Source organism: Erwinia aphidicola (genome assembly GCF_024169515.1).
Lineage (GTDB): Bacteria > Pseudomonadota > Gammaproteobacteria > Enterobacterales > Enterobacteriaceae > Erwinia > Erwinia aphidicola.
The window spans coordinates 2,425,520-2,441,915 of record NZ_JAMKCQ010000001.1 but is presented as its reverse complement, the minus strand read 5'-3'; the positions used below and the strand labels follow the sequence as shown (position 1 = coordinate 2,441,915).

The following is a 16,396-nucleotide window of genomic DNA, read 5'->3' as shown; positions in this document are numbered from 1 at the left end:
TCAGACGGCGTGACTGCGGATTGCCCAGAATTCCATCTCCAGCCCCGGGAACTCCCCGGCGAGATGCAGGGCAAAGGCCCCGGACTTCTCCATCTCTTTCCATAACTCCCCGCCCTTCTCCAGCTGGAAGTAGTTGTAACCGGCGTGCCAGGGGATTTGCGGCGGTGCGGTCGGCATCGCGCGCAGCACCATGCCCGGCAGCTGCAGCTGCACCAGATCGCGAATTTTGGTCACCGGGGCGACTTTCATCTGCGCCGGGAAGTGAGTTTGCAGCGCGTCGGCCGGTACGTTAGCGCGCACCGCCAGCACAAAGCCAAACTCGCGCACCATTGACGCTTCGGTAACCGTCGCCACGTTAAGGCCGTGGGAGCGCTCGGTCAGCGGCAGCTGGATGGCGTTCTCTTCCATCACCTGCGACAGCCCCTGGCGCAGCAGCAGCGTCAGTTGCCCGAAGCAGCCTGCCAGATCGTCGTGGTTATACACCGGCAGCGTATTGTGCGGCCCGCGCTGCGGCGTCCAGCTGGTGAGCTCGCTGGCAAAGGCCAGCCAGTGCTGGAACAGCGCTTCCGGGTGCAGCAGCGGCAGATTTTTAACATGGCTGATGTGGCCCAGCTGCTGGTTGATCAGCGCCAGCAGCATAAAGTCGACCATATCAGCGGTATTGAAGCGCCCGGACTGCTGCAGGCGCTGGCCGATCTGCTGGCTGCGCTGCTCCAGCAGGCCGTGAATATCGCCGACATATTCGTACAGCAGCGGCTGGCTGATGGCGTTAAGCATCGGCGGGATATAGCTGCTGTCGAGGCGCAGCTGGCTGTCGCTGCGCTTTTCGCTGACCCGCGCCACGCCAATCGCCGTCCATTCCGCGGTCAGTTCGCTCTCCAGCATTAGCCGCAGGCGCAGGCGCCCGAACTGCACGGCCGCCTGACCGACCGAGATAGCGTTGTAATCATCGACTTCGCGTTCGAAGCTGATAAAGCGCGCCAGGGAATCCCCCGCTTCGCTGAAAATCACCTCTTCGCGCCCGCCGCGCCGTACCGGCAGTGCCAGCACCACTTTCACGTTGGTTTGGTTGTCCGGAATGCTTAGCGGGGGTGGCGACTGGCGCGCATCGCGAAACGAGAAGGCGGTGCCATCCGGCAGCAGCCCGCTGGCGGAGACCAGCGCCACTTTGCCCTGGCGCAGCATCGCCTCGTCGAATTCGATATCGTGCAGCCCCCACAGATAGGGGCGCTGTGCCAGGCCCCAGTCACGCAGGGTGCTGTGCAGGTGGCTTTCAGACTGCTGGAAATGGTGCGGGCGCAGGAACATGCCTTCGGTCCAGACCACTTTTTCTGCTTTGCTCATATTGGCTCCTGTCTCCGGCGCTGTCAGTTTTTCACCACGCGGATGCCGCTGATATCCGCAATGACTTCGGCATGCAGCTCATCGTCCGACCCCTTCCAGACCTCATAAAAACGGCTGTCTGAAGGCTGCGGTAACGGCAGGGAGAGACGCCATCTCTTGCCATCCAGCGCCTGGTATTCCGCCATGATGGCGATGTAGCGCGCGCCAGGGTTGTTCTGCCCGACGATTTTTTTATTGGTTTGGCCCGGCATCAGGAAGAACTGCTCGCTGTCCAGCAGGTTGGCACCCAGCACGCTCTGCGCGTTGTTTTGCAGAGAGTAAAAATCAGCCGACATGAAATCCGCATCGGATTTCAGCCACAGCACGCGCACTTTCAGCGGTGCCGACTGGTTAATTTGCGGATGCGCCTGGAACAGCAGGCTGTATTGCGTGGGTGTGTCTCGTGAAGATGAACCGCAGCCGGCCAGCAGTGCCAGCGCGGTGAGGCAAAGCACCTGAAGGCTCAGGCGCCAAATATTCAGTCTGTTCATAATCGGGCGACCATTAACGATTAATCGATGATCCAGGTTCCGCTGTTGCTGCTCTGGCACGCTTTGCTATCGCCATCCACCGCAACGCAGGTCTTTTTCGCTGGAGCGCGCACGCGCTTACGGCGCTGATCGGCCTTTATCGTTTTGTCGTAAATGTCGCTTTTCACACCGGCTCGCAGCGGCACGTAGCCCAGCAGCTGCTCCTGCCCGCTTTCGGCAATTGCCAGCCAGTTATTCTCTACCGTTCCCAGCACGGTGAAGCTCTGCGCGTTATCCAGGTTACGCACCAGCTTGCCGCCAAAGTCAGGTCGGCTCATCACTGAGGCGCCGTACAGCGCACGGTACTCTTCGTTGACGGGCGTGAAGCTCTGCGGCGGAGTGATAGCGTGGCGATAGCTCAGCTTCACCCCATCGACAGTACTGGAAACAATCGTGTCATCCGTCATTGGCGGCGGTGGTGCTTTGCATCCGGCAACGCTCAACACAAACAGCAGGCTTAATGCGATACGAATTTTCACCATGATCCTCATACGTTTCTCAAAATGACAGGGACGGGCAGATATGCCCGCAGAACAGCACCAAAAAAAGACAGCAGTACAGATTTAACCAGCAGGAAGGGGGCAGCGTGCCGGGCATTTGCCAGCGAAGCGCTGCTGAGCCAGGCAAGAATCAAGTCACCAGGATTTATCCGCTGCTTCCTGCAGGCGAGATTGATCAAAAGCTCACATCAGACAAGATTACTGATTCACTTAAGCGATACATCAATAAGCCGAGAGTGATAACGGTACCACCCAGGATCATTGATTAATTTGCAGCGATTATAAAAGTAAAAATCAATAGGTTACGATTAGAACAGATTAGACCAGATAGCTTCCATTACGCTTATAATTCGGAAACTTATGGCTACAGCTCCAAATGAAGCCAAAAATGGATTGTAAAGCACCACAGGCGGCAACAATCCTTACCATACCAGCGAACAACCGTAATTACGATCAATAACATCAAGTTACAAAGAGTGGTCGCGCTGGAATTTGGCTATAGCTACCGCATGAGGCTGACAAAAGTCATCTCAAAAAGGTAATGGGAAGTATTTATTTGTAAATTTCACGATAAGTTTACAGACAACATTCAACAATTCAACGTGCTTAATCCACTTAAGTTATGATTAGGTTTGCTTAACTATCAATGTTAAGACAAATATCACTCAATTTCAGAAGTTGCTTAGGATTAATCCTAGAAATTCTTATTGATTATTTATCAAATCGCGTAATTGACGTGCAAAATTGTGAAATACCCGAAACAAAAAATTTTTAAAAAAACTGTTTATGCCGGTACTAAATGAGACGCAGTTAGCGCCCGGCCACAATGAGATTGGGGTATCAGACTTAAATCCTGGTTCTGTGCCACAAGGCAGTAAATGAGAGTAATAACCACTACGAAGGCAGCAGAAAGCTCTAATTTGGCTGGTTAAGACAAATTTAAGGATGGGCGTTCACTGGCTATAAGTGTCTCAAAAATGGAGAGAATTTCGCCCTCGAGGGGGCAGAGAAGGGGCAAATAGGGACATCACCCGCGGCCAATCAGGACAATCAGCCGCAGGCAGCCGGGGGGTTAAAGACCCAGCAGACGTTGTAGTTCGTTCAGAGAAGTCACCTGCCAGGTCGGCGCAATGCCTTCCGGCAGGCTGCGGCCATCGGCATTCAGCCAGCAGGTCGCCATGCCGGCGTTGATGCCACCAAGAATATCGGAATCCGGGTTGTCACCCACCATCAGCACGCGCTCGCGCGGCGGGTTGCCCATCTGGTTCAGAGCATAATCAAAGATTGCCGGGTGCGGTTTGGCGTGGCCGACCTGTTCGGAGATCACCAGCAGATCGAAGTAGCCGAGGAAGCCGGTACGCTCCAGACGCGCCTGCTGCAGTGCGGTAAAGCCGTTGGTGATAATCCCCATCTTCACCCTCCCCTTCAGCGCGTTGAGTAACTCAACGGCACCCGGCAGCGGCGTGCAGATCTCGGCCATCGCCGTCAGGAAACCGCTGTTAAGATGGTGCGCGGTGACGTTCAGCCTGCTGGCCCAGCCTTCGAATCGACGCTGCTGCAGCTGCAGTGCGCTGATAGCGCCGTTCTGGTAGTCGACCCACAGCGGCTTGTTGATCGCCTGGTAGTCGTCGTAGTCCGCCTTGTTGAACTGCACATCGTACTGCTGAAACAGACGCTGCAAGCCGGCGAACGCATCAAAGTGGAACAGCGTTTCGTCAGCGTCAAAAAGAATCCAGTCACGGTTTTGTAGCATTGGAGCATTCCTTACTTACCTGAAGGTCAGGCGTAATGTGTCATTTATATCGTGAGGGCCATCATGATCGCGTCTTCTTTACCGTCTCTGGTTGGATAATAGTTACGGCGGATCGAGACCTCGTTGAAATCCAGCTGCTCATAGAGCGCGATAGCAGCAGCGTTTGAGGCGCGCACTTCCAGCCACAGCGTCATCACCCCGCGCTGCTCCAGCTCGCCGATCAGATGACGTAACAGCTCCCGCCCGAGGCCACGGCGCTGAAAGGCCGGGTCTACCGCCAGGTTAAACAGCGTCGCTTCATCCAGCACCACCTGCGTAATGGCGAAGGCTGCCAGCACGCCGTCGACGCGCAGGGCAAAATTCAGATAGCGCTCGCCCTGATTGCTGGCGAGTGTCTTTTCTGTCCAGGGGAAAGCGTGGCTACGCTGCTCAATGGCAAACGCCGGCTCAAGGTCTTGCGTGGTGAGTAAAGAAATCTGATTCATGTTGGCAAATTTGCAGCCAGAGCGCCCGTTTGGCGTCGGCATTGTGATAAAGCTCCGCCAGCACTGGCGAAGCGATTTGAGTTCCGGCTAAGGCCACCGGGGCGTCCAGCCCTAAACGCCAGCTGTTACAGCGGGCGTCATCCGGCAACATCGCCAGCTGGTCGGGAGTGAGTAATTGCACCTGCGGTGCCTGCAGGTTAAGAGCGCGCAGCACGTCCGCCACCAGCGGATCCTGCAGGACGGGCGGGGTATCCGCCACAATCACCAGGCGAGTTTCAGCGGGTAACGTCACCGCAATCTCCCCCTGCAGGGCGCGCGGACGCCGCAGCGTATACTGCGTTATGCCCATTTGCTGTAATAACCAGTCACGTCTGGAAGACATCTTTTTTTCCTGTCTGGTCGCCCGTTTGCGCGCCTATGCTAGCAAACCCGATGATTAAGAGCCAACAAACGACTATAATCCCCGCTCTGAAATTAAAGGAGCCATCGATGTCCGCATTTACCCCGGCCAGTGAAGTGATACTGCGCCACAGTGATGAATTTACTGAACGCCGCGTGCTGTTTGCTGGCGACCTGCAGGATGACCTGCCCGCCCAACTGGATACCGCGCTCAGCCGGGTACATACCCAGCAGTATCATCACTGGCAGATCCTCAGCCGCGCCCTGGGAGAAAATGCCCATTATGGCCTCGTCGCCACGGCCGACATGGTCGCCGACTGCAATACGCTGGTGTACTACTGGCCGAAGAACAAGCCGGAAGCGCAGTTCCAGCTGCAAAACCTGCTGGCCCTGCTGCCGGTGGGTAGCGATGTTTTCGTCATCGGTGAAAACCGCAGCGGCGTGCGCAGCGCCGAGCAGATGCTGGAAGGCTGGTGTTCACTTGAGAAAATCGACAGCGCGCGCCGCTGCGGTCTGTATCACGGCCAGCTGGAGAAACAGCCAGCGTTCGACGTCGATACCTTCTGGGACGAATACCCGCTGGGCGACCTGACGGTGAAAACCCTGCCGGGGGTGTTCAGCCGCGACGGTCTGGACATCGGTAGCCAGCTGCTGCTCTCCACCCTCAAACCGCATATGAAAGGCAAAGTGCTGGATATGGGCTGCGGCGCCGGGGTGCTCTCCGCGATGATCGCCAGCTTCTCGCCAAAAGTGCGCCTGACGCTGACCGATGTCAACGCGGCGGCGATTGAAGCCAGTAAAGCCACGCTGGCAGCCAACCAGCTGGAAGGCGAAGTGTTCGCCAGTAATGTTTACTCCGACATCCCCGGCCGCTTCGATATGATCATCTCTAACCCGCCATTCCACGATGGCGTGCAGACCAGCCTGGATGCGGCACAGACGCTGATCCGCGGGGCCATCACCCACCTGAACACCGGCGGTGAGCTGCGCATTGTCGCCAACGCCTTCCTGCCTTATCCGCAGGTGCTGGACGAAACCTTCGGCAGCCACGAAGTGCTGCTACAGAATGGCCGTTTCAAAGTGTACCGCGCCGTTAAAGGCCGCCCACCAAAGAAATAGTACGCCGCAATCCGTAGGGTCGGGCATGCCCGACCCGCTTCAAACGTTACGGCAGCGCTGTTTTTCCAGGCTGTTGTTTCAACAATAAGAAATAACTGTTGACGTCCCTGGTAAAATCTCTAGAATGCGCCTCCGTGGTTGCGATATAACGTTGTTATGTTGCGGGTATGCGAAGGTGGCGGAATTGGTAGACGCGCTAGCTTCAGGTGTTAGTGTCTTAACGGACGTGAGGGTTCAAGTCCCTCTCTTCGCACCAAAAACCACGTTGTTCATATTACGCAGCATCTGCGCGAAGGTGGCGGAATTGGTAGACGCGCTAGCTTCAGGTGTTAGTGTCTTAACGGACGTGAGGGTTCAAGTCCCTCTCTTCGCACCATTTGCGGTGATATGAATAAGCAGTACGATAGTTCAACAGGACGCGAAGGTGGCGGAATTGGTAGACGCGCTAGCTTCAGGTGTTAGTGTCTTAACGGACGTGAGGGTTCAAGTCCCTCTCTTCGCACCATGTTGAATCCCTCAGTAGTGACTCCCACCTTATTCCATCCGTTTTCTCTCTGATATCAACACTCCCTGTTATTGTCTGTTCATCCCTGTTTTATCCGTTCATCACCCTGACGTAAAATTCACCAAAATCGCCGCAACGCCGCCCGCCAGTGCTATGCACGATGGCAGCAGCATGTAGTGACGCAGCCGTTTATGAAACAGCATCACCAGGGTTGCGAGGAACGCCGCCACCATCAGCACGCGCCATTCACTGAACGACAGCTCCATCATCGCCACCAGTGGCATCATGGCGCACGGCAGCAGGATCCCCCAGCCGCTATCCAGTCTTTTACCTATCATCCAGCTTCCCCCTAATCCACACGCTTACAAATGATAATGATTACCAATAGCATATGATAGTTCTTATCATTTTGCAGCAACATTGTTGAAACTTTGACCCCGCAGATGACAGTTCCAGCTTAAAGTGGTAGATTGGCAGCGAACACTATTAAGATAATTCTTATAATAACAACTCAAAACTATTCCAGGTTGGGATATCGGCCATCACGCAATGATAGCGTTTTGATATTTCAGGGCAGTCATGAGTATTCATAATGAAAATACAAAGCTACGATGAATTGCTGCACAGCAAGCGTCGGCTATCGCTGATGCTATTTCTATTTTTAAACACAGCTACCGCTTCATTCTGCATGCTGCGCGTGAATGGCTATGCCGCGTCAATGGTAACCAAGCCCTCCCTCGCGATAGTAATAATGAGCGTCACCTTACTGATATGGATGTTGTTAAAGCCTTTAGGGAAATTTCCGCTATTAAATATTGCGGCGCTGATTACCGGAATACTTTGGGCGTGGCAAATTGTGGTTAAGTATAATCAGGCGTTTTATTTTGACGACAGCTATCTGATGATGGCGCTGGTCAGCGTGTTCTTTATCAGCGCCATTGCGCTGGGAGATCACCTGCTGGCCTTTTGCCTGCATACCGCCCCGGCCTCCGTGGCGGTGCTGATGCTCGATCAGGGGCAAAACACGCTGCTAATACTGTTCACGATTACGCTGCCGCTGATTGGCTTCACCCTGCACCACCTGATGCAGCGCCGCCGCGACCACTTTACCCGGCGGTTAGTGAGCCAGCTGTATGAAGAGAAAGAGACCTACAGCGATCTCAGCATGCTTGACCCGCTGACCGGGCTGTATAACCGGCGCGGGCTGAAAAACCGCCTGGAAAATATTCTGGAGAATCACGCTGGCAGCCACTTTGTGCTGCTGCTGGATATCGACCATTTCAAAGCCTATAACGACAATTACGGCCATGCGATGGGTGACCAGGCGCTGGCGCGGGTATCAGTGGCGATCCGTGATGCCGTGCGCTCGCGCGATATCGTCAGCCGCTACGGCGGCGAAGAGTTTTTGGTGCTGCTGACCAACGTGAATGAGTCGATTGCCCTGAAGCTGGCCGAGCGCATCCGCCAGTACGTGCTCGACCTGGATATTCCTCATCACTTTAACGATCGGGTCGCAACACACGTCACCGTCAGCGCCGGAATTGCGCCACTGATTGAAGAAGATTTTGACACTGCGCTGGCTAATGCAGATAGGGCATTATATCTGGCAAAAAACCAGGGCCGTAATACTATCCTCAGCCATCAGGATTTGATTAAAAAACCACTGACTCAGCCCGCCGACGCGCTGTAAAAATGAATGAGCCTGGATAACAGGCTCATTCATTTTCAAAACTTCTCCTTTACTTAATACAAACGCTTTATTGCCCACGCCGAATAAGATATTAAGCCAAATTAAATCGAGAACAGTGTAATTAGCACCGCTGTTTTTTCATCCTGCGCGAATTTTTTGCCGTTTACAGATTGCTAACAATATGGCAATTTTATCGGCTAAAAATTCAGGAGAACAGCATGAGTCTGGAATCTGTCAGGCAGTTTTTTGCCGAACGCGCCCCCGAAATCAGCATCATCGAACTGGCGGAAAGCACTGCCACCGTCGATCTGGCGGCGAAAGCCCACCGGGTCACCCCAGGACAGATCGCCAAAACCCTGTCGCTGAAGGTGAAAGACCGCGTGGTGCTGATCGTCACCCGTGGCGATGCGCGGCTAGACAACCGTAAGCTGAAAGAGGCGCTGGGCAGCAAGGCGCGCATGCTGAGTACCGATGAAGTGGTCACCTGGACCGGGCATCCGGTCGGCGGCGTCTGCCCGTTCGGGCTGGAGCATCCGCTGACCGTCTATTGTGATGTGTCGCTAAAGGATTTTGACGAGGTGCTGCCTGCCGCAGGCGCTATCCATAGCGCAGTGCGCATTACCCCCGACTATATGGCGCAGCTCACCGACGCCGAATGGGTGGATGTGTGCCAACCACCGATGAATCCGTAGGGGTCAGGCATGCCTGACCCAGGGCGAGACATGCCTCGCCCCTACCCGGAGATTTGGATATGCGCCAACCGCCGATGAAACCGTAGGGGTCAGGCATGCCTGACCCAGGGCGAGGCATGCCTCGCCCCTACTTTATTTAAGGTTCCCCGGAGATTTTGACGCCGCGCGTTTCGCGCCCGAAGGCGACAATCACGCAGATCAGCACCGCGACGGTGCCCGCCACAATCGCCATCGCCAGACCGTAATTGTTGCCGTGCGCCTCCGCGATTTTTGACTGCAGCGTGGCATTGACCGAGGCAATCAGATTCCCCAGCTGGTAGACAAAACCCGGCAGCACCGCACGCGCATTGGCCGGCACCAGCTCGGTGAGATAGGTCGGCACCACGCCCCAGGCTCCTTGCACCATAAACTGCATCAGGAATGCACCGATGCCCACAGCCCAGGAGCCGCTGGAGAAAGCCCACAGCGGCAGCACCGGCAGCGCAAGGAACGCGGCAATCATCATCGCCTTTTTACGCCCGATCTTCTCCGACAGCGAACCAAAGAAGACGCCGCCCAGCATGGCGGCGATGTTGTAGCAAATGGCAATGATGCTGATGACGTGCGGCTCTAAGCCGTGCTGTACCTTAAGGAAGGTTGGGTAGAGATCCTGCGTGCCGTGGCTGAAGAAGTTAAAGCAGGCCATCAGCAGCACCAGATAGACACACAGCTTCCAGTGGCTTTTCAATACCGGCATCAGCGCGCTGCTCTCTTTGCGCTCGCGTGCCGCCAGCCACACCGGCGACTCCGGCACTTTGAAATAGATAAACGGCAGCAGCAGGATCGGCAGTGCGCCAATCAGGAACATGCCGCGCCAGCCGACCAGGCTGTAGCACAGGCCGAAGATCACCGACGCCAGCAGGTAACCGCACGGATAGCCCGCCTGGAATACGCCCGACATCAGCCCGCGTGAACGGTCAGGAATGGTTTCCATCGCCAGCGAGGAGGCCACGCCCCACACTCCGCCCATCGCCACGCCGTAAATCACGCGGAACACCAGGAACCACTCCAGCGTCGGCGACCAGGCCGACAGCAGTTCGAAAATGGTGAAGGTGATGATATTCACCATCAGGATCGGGCGGCGGCCAAATTTCTCTGCCAGGCGGCCAAACAGCAGCGCGCCAATCGGTCGCACCGCCAGCGTCAGCATAATCGCCAGCGAAACCTCGGAAATTTTAGTATTAAAGTTTGCGGCAATATCGCTCAACACGAAGACCAGAATAAAGAAGTCAAACGCGTCCAGCGTCCAGCTGGCAAAGCTGGCAAACGCCACGTTGCGCTGGGTCGAAGTCCAGTTAAACATAGGGTCAGATCCTGTCTTATAGGGCGAGAGGAGTGTTAACCTTTTGTTTATAACATGTAATACAGGTGTTTCCGGGCGGCCTTTTGTCAGGCTTAGATTCAGGCTGTAAGCGCGCGTTTCATTCTATTACCCATGTAATCATTAGCCCACTAACCGTGTTTCAACTTAAATCGCCTTACTCTGAGCAACAATGTTTTCCCTCCCGGCAGCCAATTCACGTACAATCCGCGCATGTCTCTATGCGAATTTTCTTATACCCGCAGTCGGCTTGCTGCCTGGCTTGGCCTGCTGGCGATACTGCTGCTGTTTGTTGCTCCGGTGATTTCCAAATCACTGGCGGATCGGCGCGGCGGTGACAGCATGATGATGCATCATGCGATGGGTATGGAGATGGAGATGGCCGGGATGCCAGCGATGGACCACCCGATGCCGGACCACCATCCGCTGTCAATGATGGATGACAGCGCCTGCGGCTACTGCGTGCTGCTGGCGCACCTGCCGCTCGACATGCTGGTGCTGCCGCTGCTGTGGTCGGCACTTCAGGCGGCCAAACCGCCCCAGCTGCCGCTGGTGCAGTCGGTTGCCGCACGCATTGTGCCCCGCTATTTCCACCCTCGCGCCCCGCCGCAGGCCGTCGCTTTCCTGTAATCACGTCATTTATTGCCTGCCCGCGCGCAGGCCCTGATGGATGCCTGTTTATCAGGCGGATGGAAGAGACTATGTCAGAACAACTGAAACCTATCACCCTGCACGCCAGCCAGAGCCGCAGCAGCGTGCTGCCGCTGCTGCGTCGCCTGCATTTCTATATCGGGCTGTTTATCGCCCCGTTTATCTTTATCGCCGCGCTGACCGGCACGCTGTATGTGCTGACCCCGCAGCTGGAAAAGGCGCTGTATCATCAGCAGCTGTTTACCGCCTCCAGCGGTGCGGATCGGCCGCTGTCTGCCCAGGTAGCGCGCGCCAGCGAGTTTTACGGCCCTGGCGCGAGAATTATGGCGGTGCGCCCGGCCCCGCACGAGGGTGAAACCACGCGGGTGATGTTTTCCCGCGCCGGCCTCGGCCCGTCGGAGAGCCAGGCGATATTTATCGACCCGAAAACGCTGGAAGTGCGCGGCTCACTGACCGCCTACGGCACCAGCGGTATCCTGCCGCTGCGCACCTGGCTTGACTATCTGCACCGCAGCCTGCTGCTGGGCGAGGTCGGCCGCAACTACAGCGAACTGGCCGCCAGCTGGCTGTGGATAGCCGCGCTGGGCGGTGCTCTGCTGTGGGCTACCCGCCGCGCGCCGCGCCGAAAAGCCGGTGCGCAGCCAACCCGTGCGCAGCGCCTGGCCGGGCAGCGTCACTGGCACACCACGCTGGGGCTGGCGCTGCTGCTTGGTCTGGTATTTTTCTCCGCCACCGGGCTGACGTGGTCGCGCTGGGCCGGAGAGAATATCGCCCAATTGCGCAGCCATTTTGGCTGGTTAACACCTCAGGTCAATACCGCCCTGCATCCCGAACCTGCGATAGCGATGCCGATGGATGAACACGCCGAGCATCAGGGCCATATGATGATGGCGCACGATGCCGCGCAAGTGGCGATCCATCCCGCACAGTTTGATCGCGTGCTCAGCGCGGCGCGGGCAGCCGGGATTGATGCGGCGAAGCTTGAGATCCGTCCCGCTTACCAGGCCGATAAGGCCTGGACGGTGAATGAGATCGACCGCCGCTGGCCAACCCAGGTCGACAGCGTAGCGGTCAATCCGCAGAATAATCAAGTGATTGATAAGGTGGAATTCGCCCAGTTTGGCCTGCTGGCGAAGCTGACGCGCTGGGGCGTGGATGCGCATATGGGGGTGCTGTTCGGGTTAGCGAATCAGCTGGTGCTGGCGCTGTTTGGCCTTGGGCTGTGCGTGATGATCGTCATCGGCTACCGCATGTGGTGGCTGCGCCGCCCGGCGGGTGGCAAGGTTGCCCCGCTGGATACCCTGCTCGGCTGCTGGCGCCCGCTTTCAATCAGCGCCCGTTTTCTGCTGCTGGTGATCGTGGCGGTTGCGGCGGTGAGCTTGCCGGTGATGGGCGCCAGCCTGCTGGTGCTGCTGGCGATAGATATGTGGCGCTGGCAAAAAACGCATTAGATCAGTCAATTCCGGGCGGGGCATGCCGCCGCCCCTACGCCGTATCAGAGTAGGGGTCGGGCATGCCCGACCCGGGATTTAACCCAACGGCTGCGCCAGATAACGCTCCAGCATCCCCAGCAGGCGCTGGTTATCCACCGTCTGCAGTACGTGGACTAACCCACCCTGCGGCTGACCGATACCCACATCCACCCGCAGCGGCTGGCGGAAACGCCAGGATTTCCCGCGCGTCATGCCCGGCCGCAGCTCGACATCGACAAAATAGTCAGCGGCGGTCGCCACCTGCTGATTGAGCAGCCACGCCACCACCAGCGCATCGTGGATCCAGCAGCCCGGCAGATGACGGGTATGGATGGAATAGTCAATCCACGGGCGCAGCGTCTCGGTGACAAAGCGCGCCAGCACCGTATCGATTTTGGCGATGCGATTCAGATCCTGATGGGTCATCAGCGTCTGGCTGGTGACATCCATCGGCACCAGGGTGATGTTTGCCCCGCTGCTCAGCACCTTGTGCGCCGCTTCCGGGTCGATGCCAAAGTTGGTGTCTTTGATAAAGTCGTCCAGCGCAAACACCCCGCCCATAATGGCGATCTCCTGCACCGCATCGGCCATCTCCGGGTAACGCTCCAGCGCCAGCGCCACATTGGTCAGCGGGCCGATCGCCACCAGGGTAATTTTGCCCGGGTTGGCGCAAATCAGCTGCCCCATCGCATCGGCAGCTTCCTGCGGCGGCGGTGAACAGGGCTGCGGCTGACGCACGCCGCGCCACAGATGTGCCAGCTGGCTGGTGTGCACCCGCGTATCCAGCGCTTCACGCCAGGCGGCGGCGGGTTCACATAGCGCGGCATCCGCCCCTTTGATCACCGGCACCGCTTGCCCGGTGCGCGCCATCAGATCTTTCGCCACGCTGTATCCGACATCGCTGGGCGTGTTGCCCGCCACGATGGTGATCAGCTCCAGCGAGATCTCTGCCGCGGCCATCGCCAGCGCGATAGCCAGCCCGTCATCGACGTTGGCGCCTGCAATACCATTCCCCGGATCGCAATCAATAATTAATCGTTTCATTTATCGGTTTCTTATTATCGGGCCAGCTTGCAGCCACAGGACTCGCCAATTTCCAGCTGGTGAGAAAACTCACGCAGCGTGGTCTCTCCTTTCCATGCCGCGAGCATCTTAATCGCGGTTTTTGCCATCTCCTGCACCGGCTGACGTACCGTGGTCAGCGAAGGAACATGAAAGGCGGATTGCTCGGTGCCGTTAAAACAGACCAGCGCAATATCGTGCGGGACGCGGATACCCTGCTCGGAGAGCGCACGAATGCAGCCAATCGCCTGCGCTTCGTTGGCGGTGAACAGCGCGCGTGGACGAGTGGCGCCCTGCAGCATCTGCTGTGCCGCCTGATAGCCGCCGCTGCGGGTGTAAGGCGCGGCGAAAACCCACTCTTCGCGCTGCGCCACGCCCTGTTCAGCCAGCGCTTCGCGCCAGCCCTGCAGACGATCCTGCGCGTTAAGCATCTCCAGCGGGCCGGAGATCATCCCCACGTCCTGATAGCCGTGGCTTAACAGATGCGCCGTCACCTGGCGCGAAGCCGCGCGCTCATCAACGCGCAGCACGCTGACCTGCAGGCTGGGATCGACTCTGTCCAGCATCACAAACGGCGTATTGCTGGCCTGCAGAACATCAATATAGGGGTGGCGATCGACGCTGGTGTAAATCAGGCCGTTGACCTGCTGGCCGAGCAGATTGTTGATCAGCTGCAGCTCGCGCTTGCGGTTATCGCCAGAGTCGCCGAGCAGCATCACCATGTCATTGGCCTGTGCTTCCTGCTGCAGGGCATTTGCCAGCGAGGCGATAAACGCATTGTTGATATTCGGCACCACCAGCCCGTAGGTTTTGGTGGTGCCGGAAGCCAGCGCTCGCGCCACGTTGTTCGGGCGATATCCGATCTTTTTAATCGCCGCCAGCACGCGCTCGCGCGTGGCCGGGGCCACCGGGCGCGGGCCGTTATTGACGACGTAGCTCACCACCGCCACCGAGGTTCCTGCCTCTTTCGCCACATCGGCGCGGGTTGCGCGCTGAGGGTTCTGTTTGCTCACAGGCACTTTCCTTTGGTTTGAAACAGCTCAAAGCCGGGAACAGGTTCCCGGCTCACGCATCCTTTGAGTTCGTTATCCCTGTTTATATCGCATCGTTCGGGTCATTAAGATCGCGCCCGCGGGTTTCCGGTGCCACAAAGGTGGTCAGGAAGCCAATGCCCGCCATCACCGCAAAATAGGTCGCAATCGGCCACCAGTGCCCGGTCCAGGAGAGCAGCGCCGCAGCCACTAGCGGCGCGGTGCCGCCGGAGAGAATCGAGCCAATCTCTTTCGCCGTCGCCATTTTCGTGTAGCGGTGGGTTACCCCGAACATCTCAACGCCCCACGCGGCCTGCACGCCAAAGATCCCGAGCGATGCCAGCCCCATGCCGGTGACGATGGTGGCGATGACAATCGCCGGCTCGCGCGAATCGAGCAGCATAAAAGCCGGGAAGGCGTAGAGGATTAACAGCAGACAGAAGCAGCGATAGGTAATGCGACGACCGAAGCGGTCCGAGAGCCAGCCGGCCAGCGGGATAATCAGGAAGCCGAGCAGCGAGGCGATAAATACGGCGGTGGTGGCAACGGACTTATCCACCGCCAGCACTTTCACCACGTAACCAATGATAAAGCCCTGGGCCAGATACGACGGGCCGTTCTCACCGATGCGCAGGCCAATCATGGTCAGGAAGGCACGGCTGCGGCGCCAGAAACCGCGGGTATCGGCCTCCTGCGGCTGCGCGGCGATTCGCTGCTCACGCTGCGCTTCAACTTCCGCTTTCTTGCGTTCAAATACCGGCGTTTCTCGCAGATGGCGGCGGATCCACAGTGCCACCAGCGCAATCAGCGAGCTGCACAGGAACGGAATACGCCAGCCCCACTCCTGCAATGACTGCTGGTCCATCTGCACCACCGCCAACCACACCAGTGACGCCACCAGCGTACCGCTGTTGGAGCCAAGAGCAATAATCGAAGAGACCAGCCCACGCCGCTGCGCCGGTGCATATTCGCCCAGCATCACCGTGCCGCCGGACAGCTCCGCCCCCGCGCCAAAGCCCTGGCTAAAGCGCAGGACCACCAGACAGGCAGGCGCCCACAGGCCAATTGAAGCATAGCTGGGGATAAGACCGATAAGAGTGGTGGAAGCGCCCATCAGGATGATGGTGGAGACCATGACGACTTTACGACCCTTACGGTCGCCCAGCCAGCCAAAGAACAGCGCACCAATCGGGCGGGCAATAAAGCCGACAGACCAGGTCGCGAAGGTGGAAAGCAGTGCCATGGCGGGGGTGGCTTCGGGAAAGAAGACATCGCCAAAGATAATCCCGGCGGCAAGGCCATATAATGCGAAATCGGCATATTCCATCGCCGTGCCGAGCCAGCAGGACAAGGTGGCACGCCAGAAATCTTTGCGTCCTTCGGGGGTGGTTAAACGTTCATCTGCCGCCGAGGTGGCTGGCATTGCACTATCCGATGCGACGTTTTGCGGTGTAGACATGAAAATTTCCCTGATGTGAGGAGTTCAGTTTGTCACCTTCCCTGGTTCGCACTCCTCCGCAGAGGAAAATTCGCCAGTGAAGATGCTGATATAAAAGCCATGACGAAAGGTCGTGTAAGGTTCCCTGGTGTTGGAACGCTTCTTCGCTTTGCGCCGCCGGTCTAAAAATGACCAGTCGTATAAGTTACGCGAAACTAAGTTGACCTTCAGGTGACTGCTAACCATCAAGCACCGTGAATTTTCACTACGGAGCTATTGTATCTACGCGGGTAGATAAATCAAGCCATCGCAGCACGATTAATTAG

At 57.4% G+C, this 16,396-nt stretch carries 16 protein-coding genes and 3 tRNA genes; 8 read left to right on the top strand and 11 right to left on the bottom strand.

The features are described 5' to 3' along the window. The 6 genes from tssK to J2Y91_RS11335 form a co-directional block, all read right to left on the bottom strand. Positions 1 to 1,344, bottom strand: coding sequence for a type VI secretion system baseplate subunit TssK (tssK, locus tag J2Y91_RS11360; protein WP_133624695.1), 1,344 nt, complete (start codon positions 1,342 to 1,344; stop codon positions 1 to 3). A 23-nt stretch (positions 1,345 to 1,367) separates the two neighbouring features. Beyond that, positions 1,368 to 1,874: a type VI secretion system lipoprotein TssJ gene (tssJ, locus tag J2Y91_RS11355; protein WP_133624696.1), complete on the bottom strand. Its 507-nt coding sequence runs from the start codon at positions 1,872 to 1,874 to the stop codon at positions 1,368 to 1,370. Positions 1,875 to 1,894: 20 nt separating this feature from the next. Then, complete coding sequence (locus tag J2Y91_RS11350; protein WP_062818463.1) at positions 1,895 to 2,392, bottom strand: hypothetical protein; 498 nt, start codon at positions 2,390 to 2,392, stop codon at positions 1,895 to 1,897. A 1,093-nt stretch (positions 2,393 to 3,485) separates the two neighbouring features. Then, complete coding sequence (gene yjjG, locus J2Y91_RS11345; protein WP_048914716.1) at positions 3,486 to 4,166, bottom strand: pyrimidine 5'-nucleotidase; 681 nt, start codon at positions 4,164 to 4,166, stop codon at positions 3,486 to 3,488. Between the two features lie 44 nt (positions 4,167 to 4,210). Further along, the gene (gene rimI / locus J2Y91_RS11340; RefSeq protein WP_048914715.1) at positions 4,211 to 4,651 is read right to left on the bottom strand and encodes a ribosomal protein S18-alanine N-acetyltransferase; all 441 of its coding nucleotides are present in this window, start codon (positions 4,649 to 4,651) and stop codon (positions 4,211 to 4,213) included. Next, positions 4,614 to 5,033 (bottom strand): DNA polymerase III subunit psi, encoded by a 420-nt coding sequence (locus J2Y91_RS11335; protein WP_048914714.1) that lies wholly within the window; start codon positions 5,031 to 5,033, stop codon positions 4,614 to 4,616. Before J2Y91_RS11335 ends, rimI begins: the two co-directional genes overlap by 38 nt. 107 nt (positions 5,034 to 5,140) lie before the next feature. On the opposite strand from J2Y91_RS11335, the gene rsmC reads away from it, so the two are divergent. The 4 genes from rsmC to J2Y91_RS11315 all read left to right on the top strand — a co-directional run bounded on the left by rsmC (position 5,141) and on the right by J2Y91_RS11315 (position 6,674). Beyond that, positions 5,141 to 6,169 carry a 16S rRNA (guanine(1207)-N(2))-methyltransferase RsmC gene (rsmC, locus tag J2Y91_RS11330; protein WP_048914713.1) on the top strand — a complete coding sequence of 343 codons (1,029 nt, stop codon included), beginning with the start codon at positions 5,141 to 5,143 and terminating at the stop codon, positions 6,167 to 6,169. Between the two features lie 169 nt (positions 6,170 to 6,338). Then, positions 6,339 to 6,425 (top strand) — tRNA-Leu (locus J2Y91_RS11325). Between the two features lie 33 nt (positions 6,426 to 6,458). After that, positions 6,459 to 6,545 (top strand) — tRNA-Leu (locus J2Y91_RS11320). A 42-nt stretch (positions 6,546 to 6,587) separates the two neighbouring features. Continuing rightward, positions 6,588 to 6,674, top strand: a tRNA-Leu gene (locus tag J2Y91_RS11315). 101 nt (positions 6,675 to 6,775) lie between these two features. Here J2Y91_RS11315 and J2Y91_RS11310 read toward each other — a convergent pair. Continuing rightward, positions 6,776 to 7,012, bottom strand: a complete 237-nt coding sequence (locus J2Y91_RS11310) for a DUF1435 domain-containing protein (protein WP_133624699.1) — start codon at positions 7,010 to 7,012, stop codon at positions 6,776 to 6,778. A 254-nt stretch (positions 7,013 to 7,266) separates the two neighbouring features. Here J2Y91_RS11310 and J2Y91_RS11305 point away from each other — a divergent pair, with 254 nt between their 5' ends. Together J2Y91_RS11305 and J2Y91_RS11300 are read left to right on the top strand one after the other, a co-directional pair. Next, positions 7,267 to 8,364: a GGDEF domain-containing protein gene (locus tag J2Y91_RS11305; RefSeq protein WP_133624701.1), complete on the top strand. Its 1,098-nt coding sequence runs from the start codon at positions 7,267 to 7,269 to the stop codon at positions 8,362 to 8,364. Between the two features lie 218 nt (positions 8,365 to 8,582). Continuing rightward, the gene (locus J2Y91_RS11300; protein WP_133624703.1) at positions 8,583 to 9,056 is read left to right on the top strand and encodes a YbaK/EbsC family protein; all 474 of its coding nucleotides are present in this window, start codon (positions 8,583 to 8,585) and stop codon (positions 9,054 to 9,056) included. Between the two features lie 136 nt (positions 9,057 to 9,192). Here the strand turns inward: J2Y91_RS11300 and J2Y91_RS11295 are convergent, their stop codons facing one another. Continuing rightward, positions 9,193 to 10,398 (bottom strand): MFS transporter, encoded by a 1,206-nt coding sequence (locus J2Y91_RS11295; protein WP_133624705.1) that lies wholly within the window; start codon positions 10,396 to 10,398, stop codon positions 9,193 to 9,195. A 231-nt stretch (positions 10,399 to 10,629) separates the two neighbouring features. On the opposite strand from J2Y91_RS11295, the gene J2Y91_RS11290 reads away from it, so the two are divergent. Together J2Y91_RS11290 and J2Y91_RS11285 are read left to right on the top strand one after the other, a co-directional pair. Continuing rightward, positions 10,630 to 11,046: a DUF2946 domain-containing protein gene (locus tag J2Y91_RS11290; RefSeq protein ID WP_133624707.1), complete on the top strand. Its 417-nt coding sequence runs from the start codon at positions 10,630 to 10,632 to the stop codon at positions 11,044 to 11,046. 59 nt (positions 11,047 to 11,105) lie between these two features. Next, positions 11,106 to 12,518 carry a PepSY-associated TM helix domain-containing protein gene (locus tag J2Y91_RS11285; RefSeq protein ID WP_133624709.1) on the top strand — a complete coding sequence of 471 codons (1,413 nt, stop codon included), beginning with the start codon at positions 11,106 to 11,108 and terminating at the stop codon, positions 12,516 to 12,518. Between the two features lie 78 nt (positions 12,519 to 12,596). Here the strand turns inward: J2Y91_RS11285 and J2Y91_RS11280 are convergent, their stop codons facing one another. The 3 genes from J2Y91_RS11280 to J2Y91_RS11270 all read right to left on the bottom strand — a co-directional run bounded on the left by J2Y91_RS11280 (position 12,597) and on the right by J2Y91_RS11270 (position 16,091). Continuing rightward, complete coding sequence (locus J2Y91_RS11280) at positions 12,597 to 13,583, bottom strand: nucleoside hydrolase (protein WP_133624711.1); 987 nt, start codon at positions 13,581 to 13,583, stop codon at positions 12,597 to 12,599. A 14-nt stretch (positions 13,584 to 13,597) separates the two neighbouring features. Further along, positions 13,598 to 14,614 (bottom strand): LacI family DNA-binding transcriptional regulator, encoded by a 1,017-nt coding sequence (locus J2Y91_RS11275; RefSeq protein ID WP_133624713.1) that lies wholly within the window; start codon positions 14,612 to 14,614, stop codon positions 13,598 to 13,600. Positions 14,615 to 14,696: 82 nt separating this feature from the next. Then, positions 14,697 to 16,091, bottom strand: coding sequence for an MFS transporter (locus tag J2Y91_RS11270; RefSeq protein ID WP_048914705.1), 1,395 nt, complete (start codon positions 16,089 to 16,091; stop codon positions 14,697 to 14,699). Positions 16,092 to 16,396 lie beyond the last annotated feature (305 nt).

What these genes read in the sequence shown, in the direction of transcription:
- tssK (WP_133624695.1), bottom strand. Translation starts at nt 1,344, where the DNA reads ATGAGCAAAGCAGAAAAAGTGGTCTGGACCGAAGGCATGTTCCTGCGC.
- J2Y91_RS11270 (WP_048914705.1), bottom strand. Translation starts at nt 16,091, where the DNA reads ATGTCTACACCGCAAAACGTCGCATCGGATAGTGCAATGCCAGCCACC.
- J2Y91_RS11335 (WP_048914714.1), bottom strand. Translation starts at nt 5,033, where the DNA reads ATGTCTTCCAGACGTGACTGGTTATTACAGCAAATGGGCATAACGCAG.
- J2Y91_RS11285 (WP_133624709.1), top strand. Translation starts at nt 11,106, where the DNA reads ATGGAAGAGACTATGTCAGAACAACTGAAACCTATCACCCTGCACGCC.
- J2Y91_RS11305 (WP_133624701.1), top strand. Translation starts at nt 7,267, where the DNA reads ATGAAAATACAAAGCTACGATGAATTGCTGCACAGCAAGCGTCGGCTA.
- J2Y91_RS11300 (WP_133624703.1), top strand. Translation starts at nt 8,583, where the DNA reads ATGAGTCTGGAATCTGTCAGGCAGTTTTTTGCCGAACGCGCCCCCGAA.
- rsmC (WP_048914713.1), top strand. Translation starts at nt 5,141, where the DNA reads ATGTCCGCATTTACCCCGGCCAGTGAAGTGATACTGCGCCACAGTGAT.
- J2Y91_RS11280 (WP_133624711.1), bottom strand. Translation starts at nt 13,583, where the DNA reads ATGAAACGATTAATTATTGATTGCGATCCGGGGAATGGTATTGCAGGC.
- rimI (WP_048914715.1), bottom strand. Translation starts at nt 4,651, where the DNA reads ATGAATCAGATTTCTTTACTCACCACGCAAGACCTTGAGCCGGCGTTT.
- yjjG (WP_048914716.1), bottom strand. Translation starts at nt 4,166, where the DNA reads ATGCTACAAAACCGTGACTGGATTCTTTTTGACGCTGACGAAACGCTG.
- tssJ (WP_133624696.1), bottom strand. Translation starts at nt 1,874, where the DNA reads ATGAACAGACTGAATATTTGGCGCCTGAGCCTTCAGGTGCTTTGCCTC.
- J2Y91_RS11290 (WP_133624707.1), top strand. Translation starts at nt 10,630, where the DNA reads ATGTCTCTATGCGAATTTTCTTATACCCGCAGTCGGCTTGCTGCCTGG.
- J2Y91_RS11295 (WP_133624705.1), bottom strand. Translation starts at nt 10,398, where the DNA reads ATGTTTAACTGGACTTCGACCCAGCGCAACGTGGCGTTTGCCAGCTTT.
- J2Y91_RS11310 (WP_133624699.1), bottom strand. Translation starts at nt 7,012, where the DNA reads ATGATAGGTAAAAGACTGGATAGCGGCTGGGGGATCCTGCTGCCGTGC.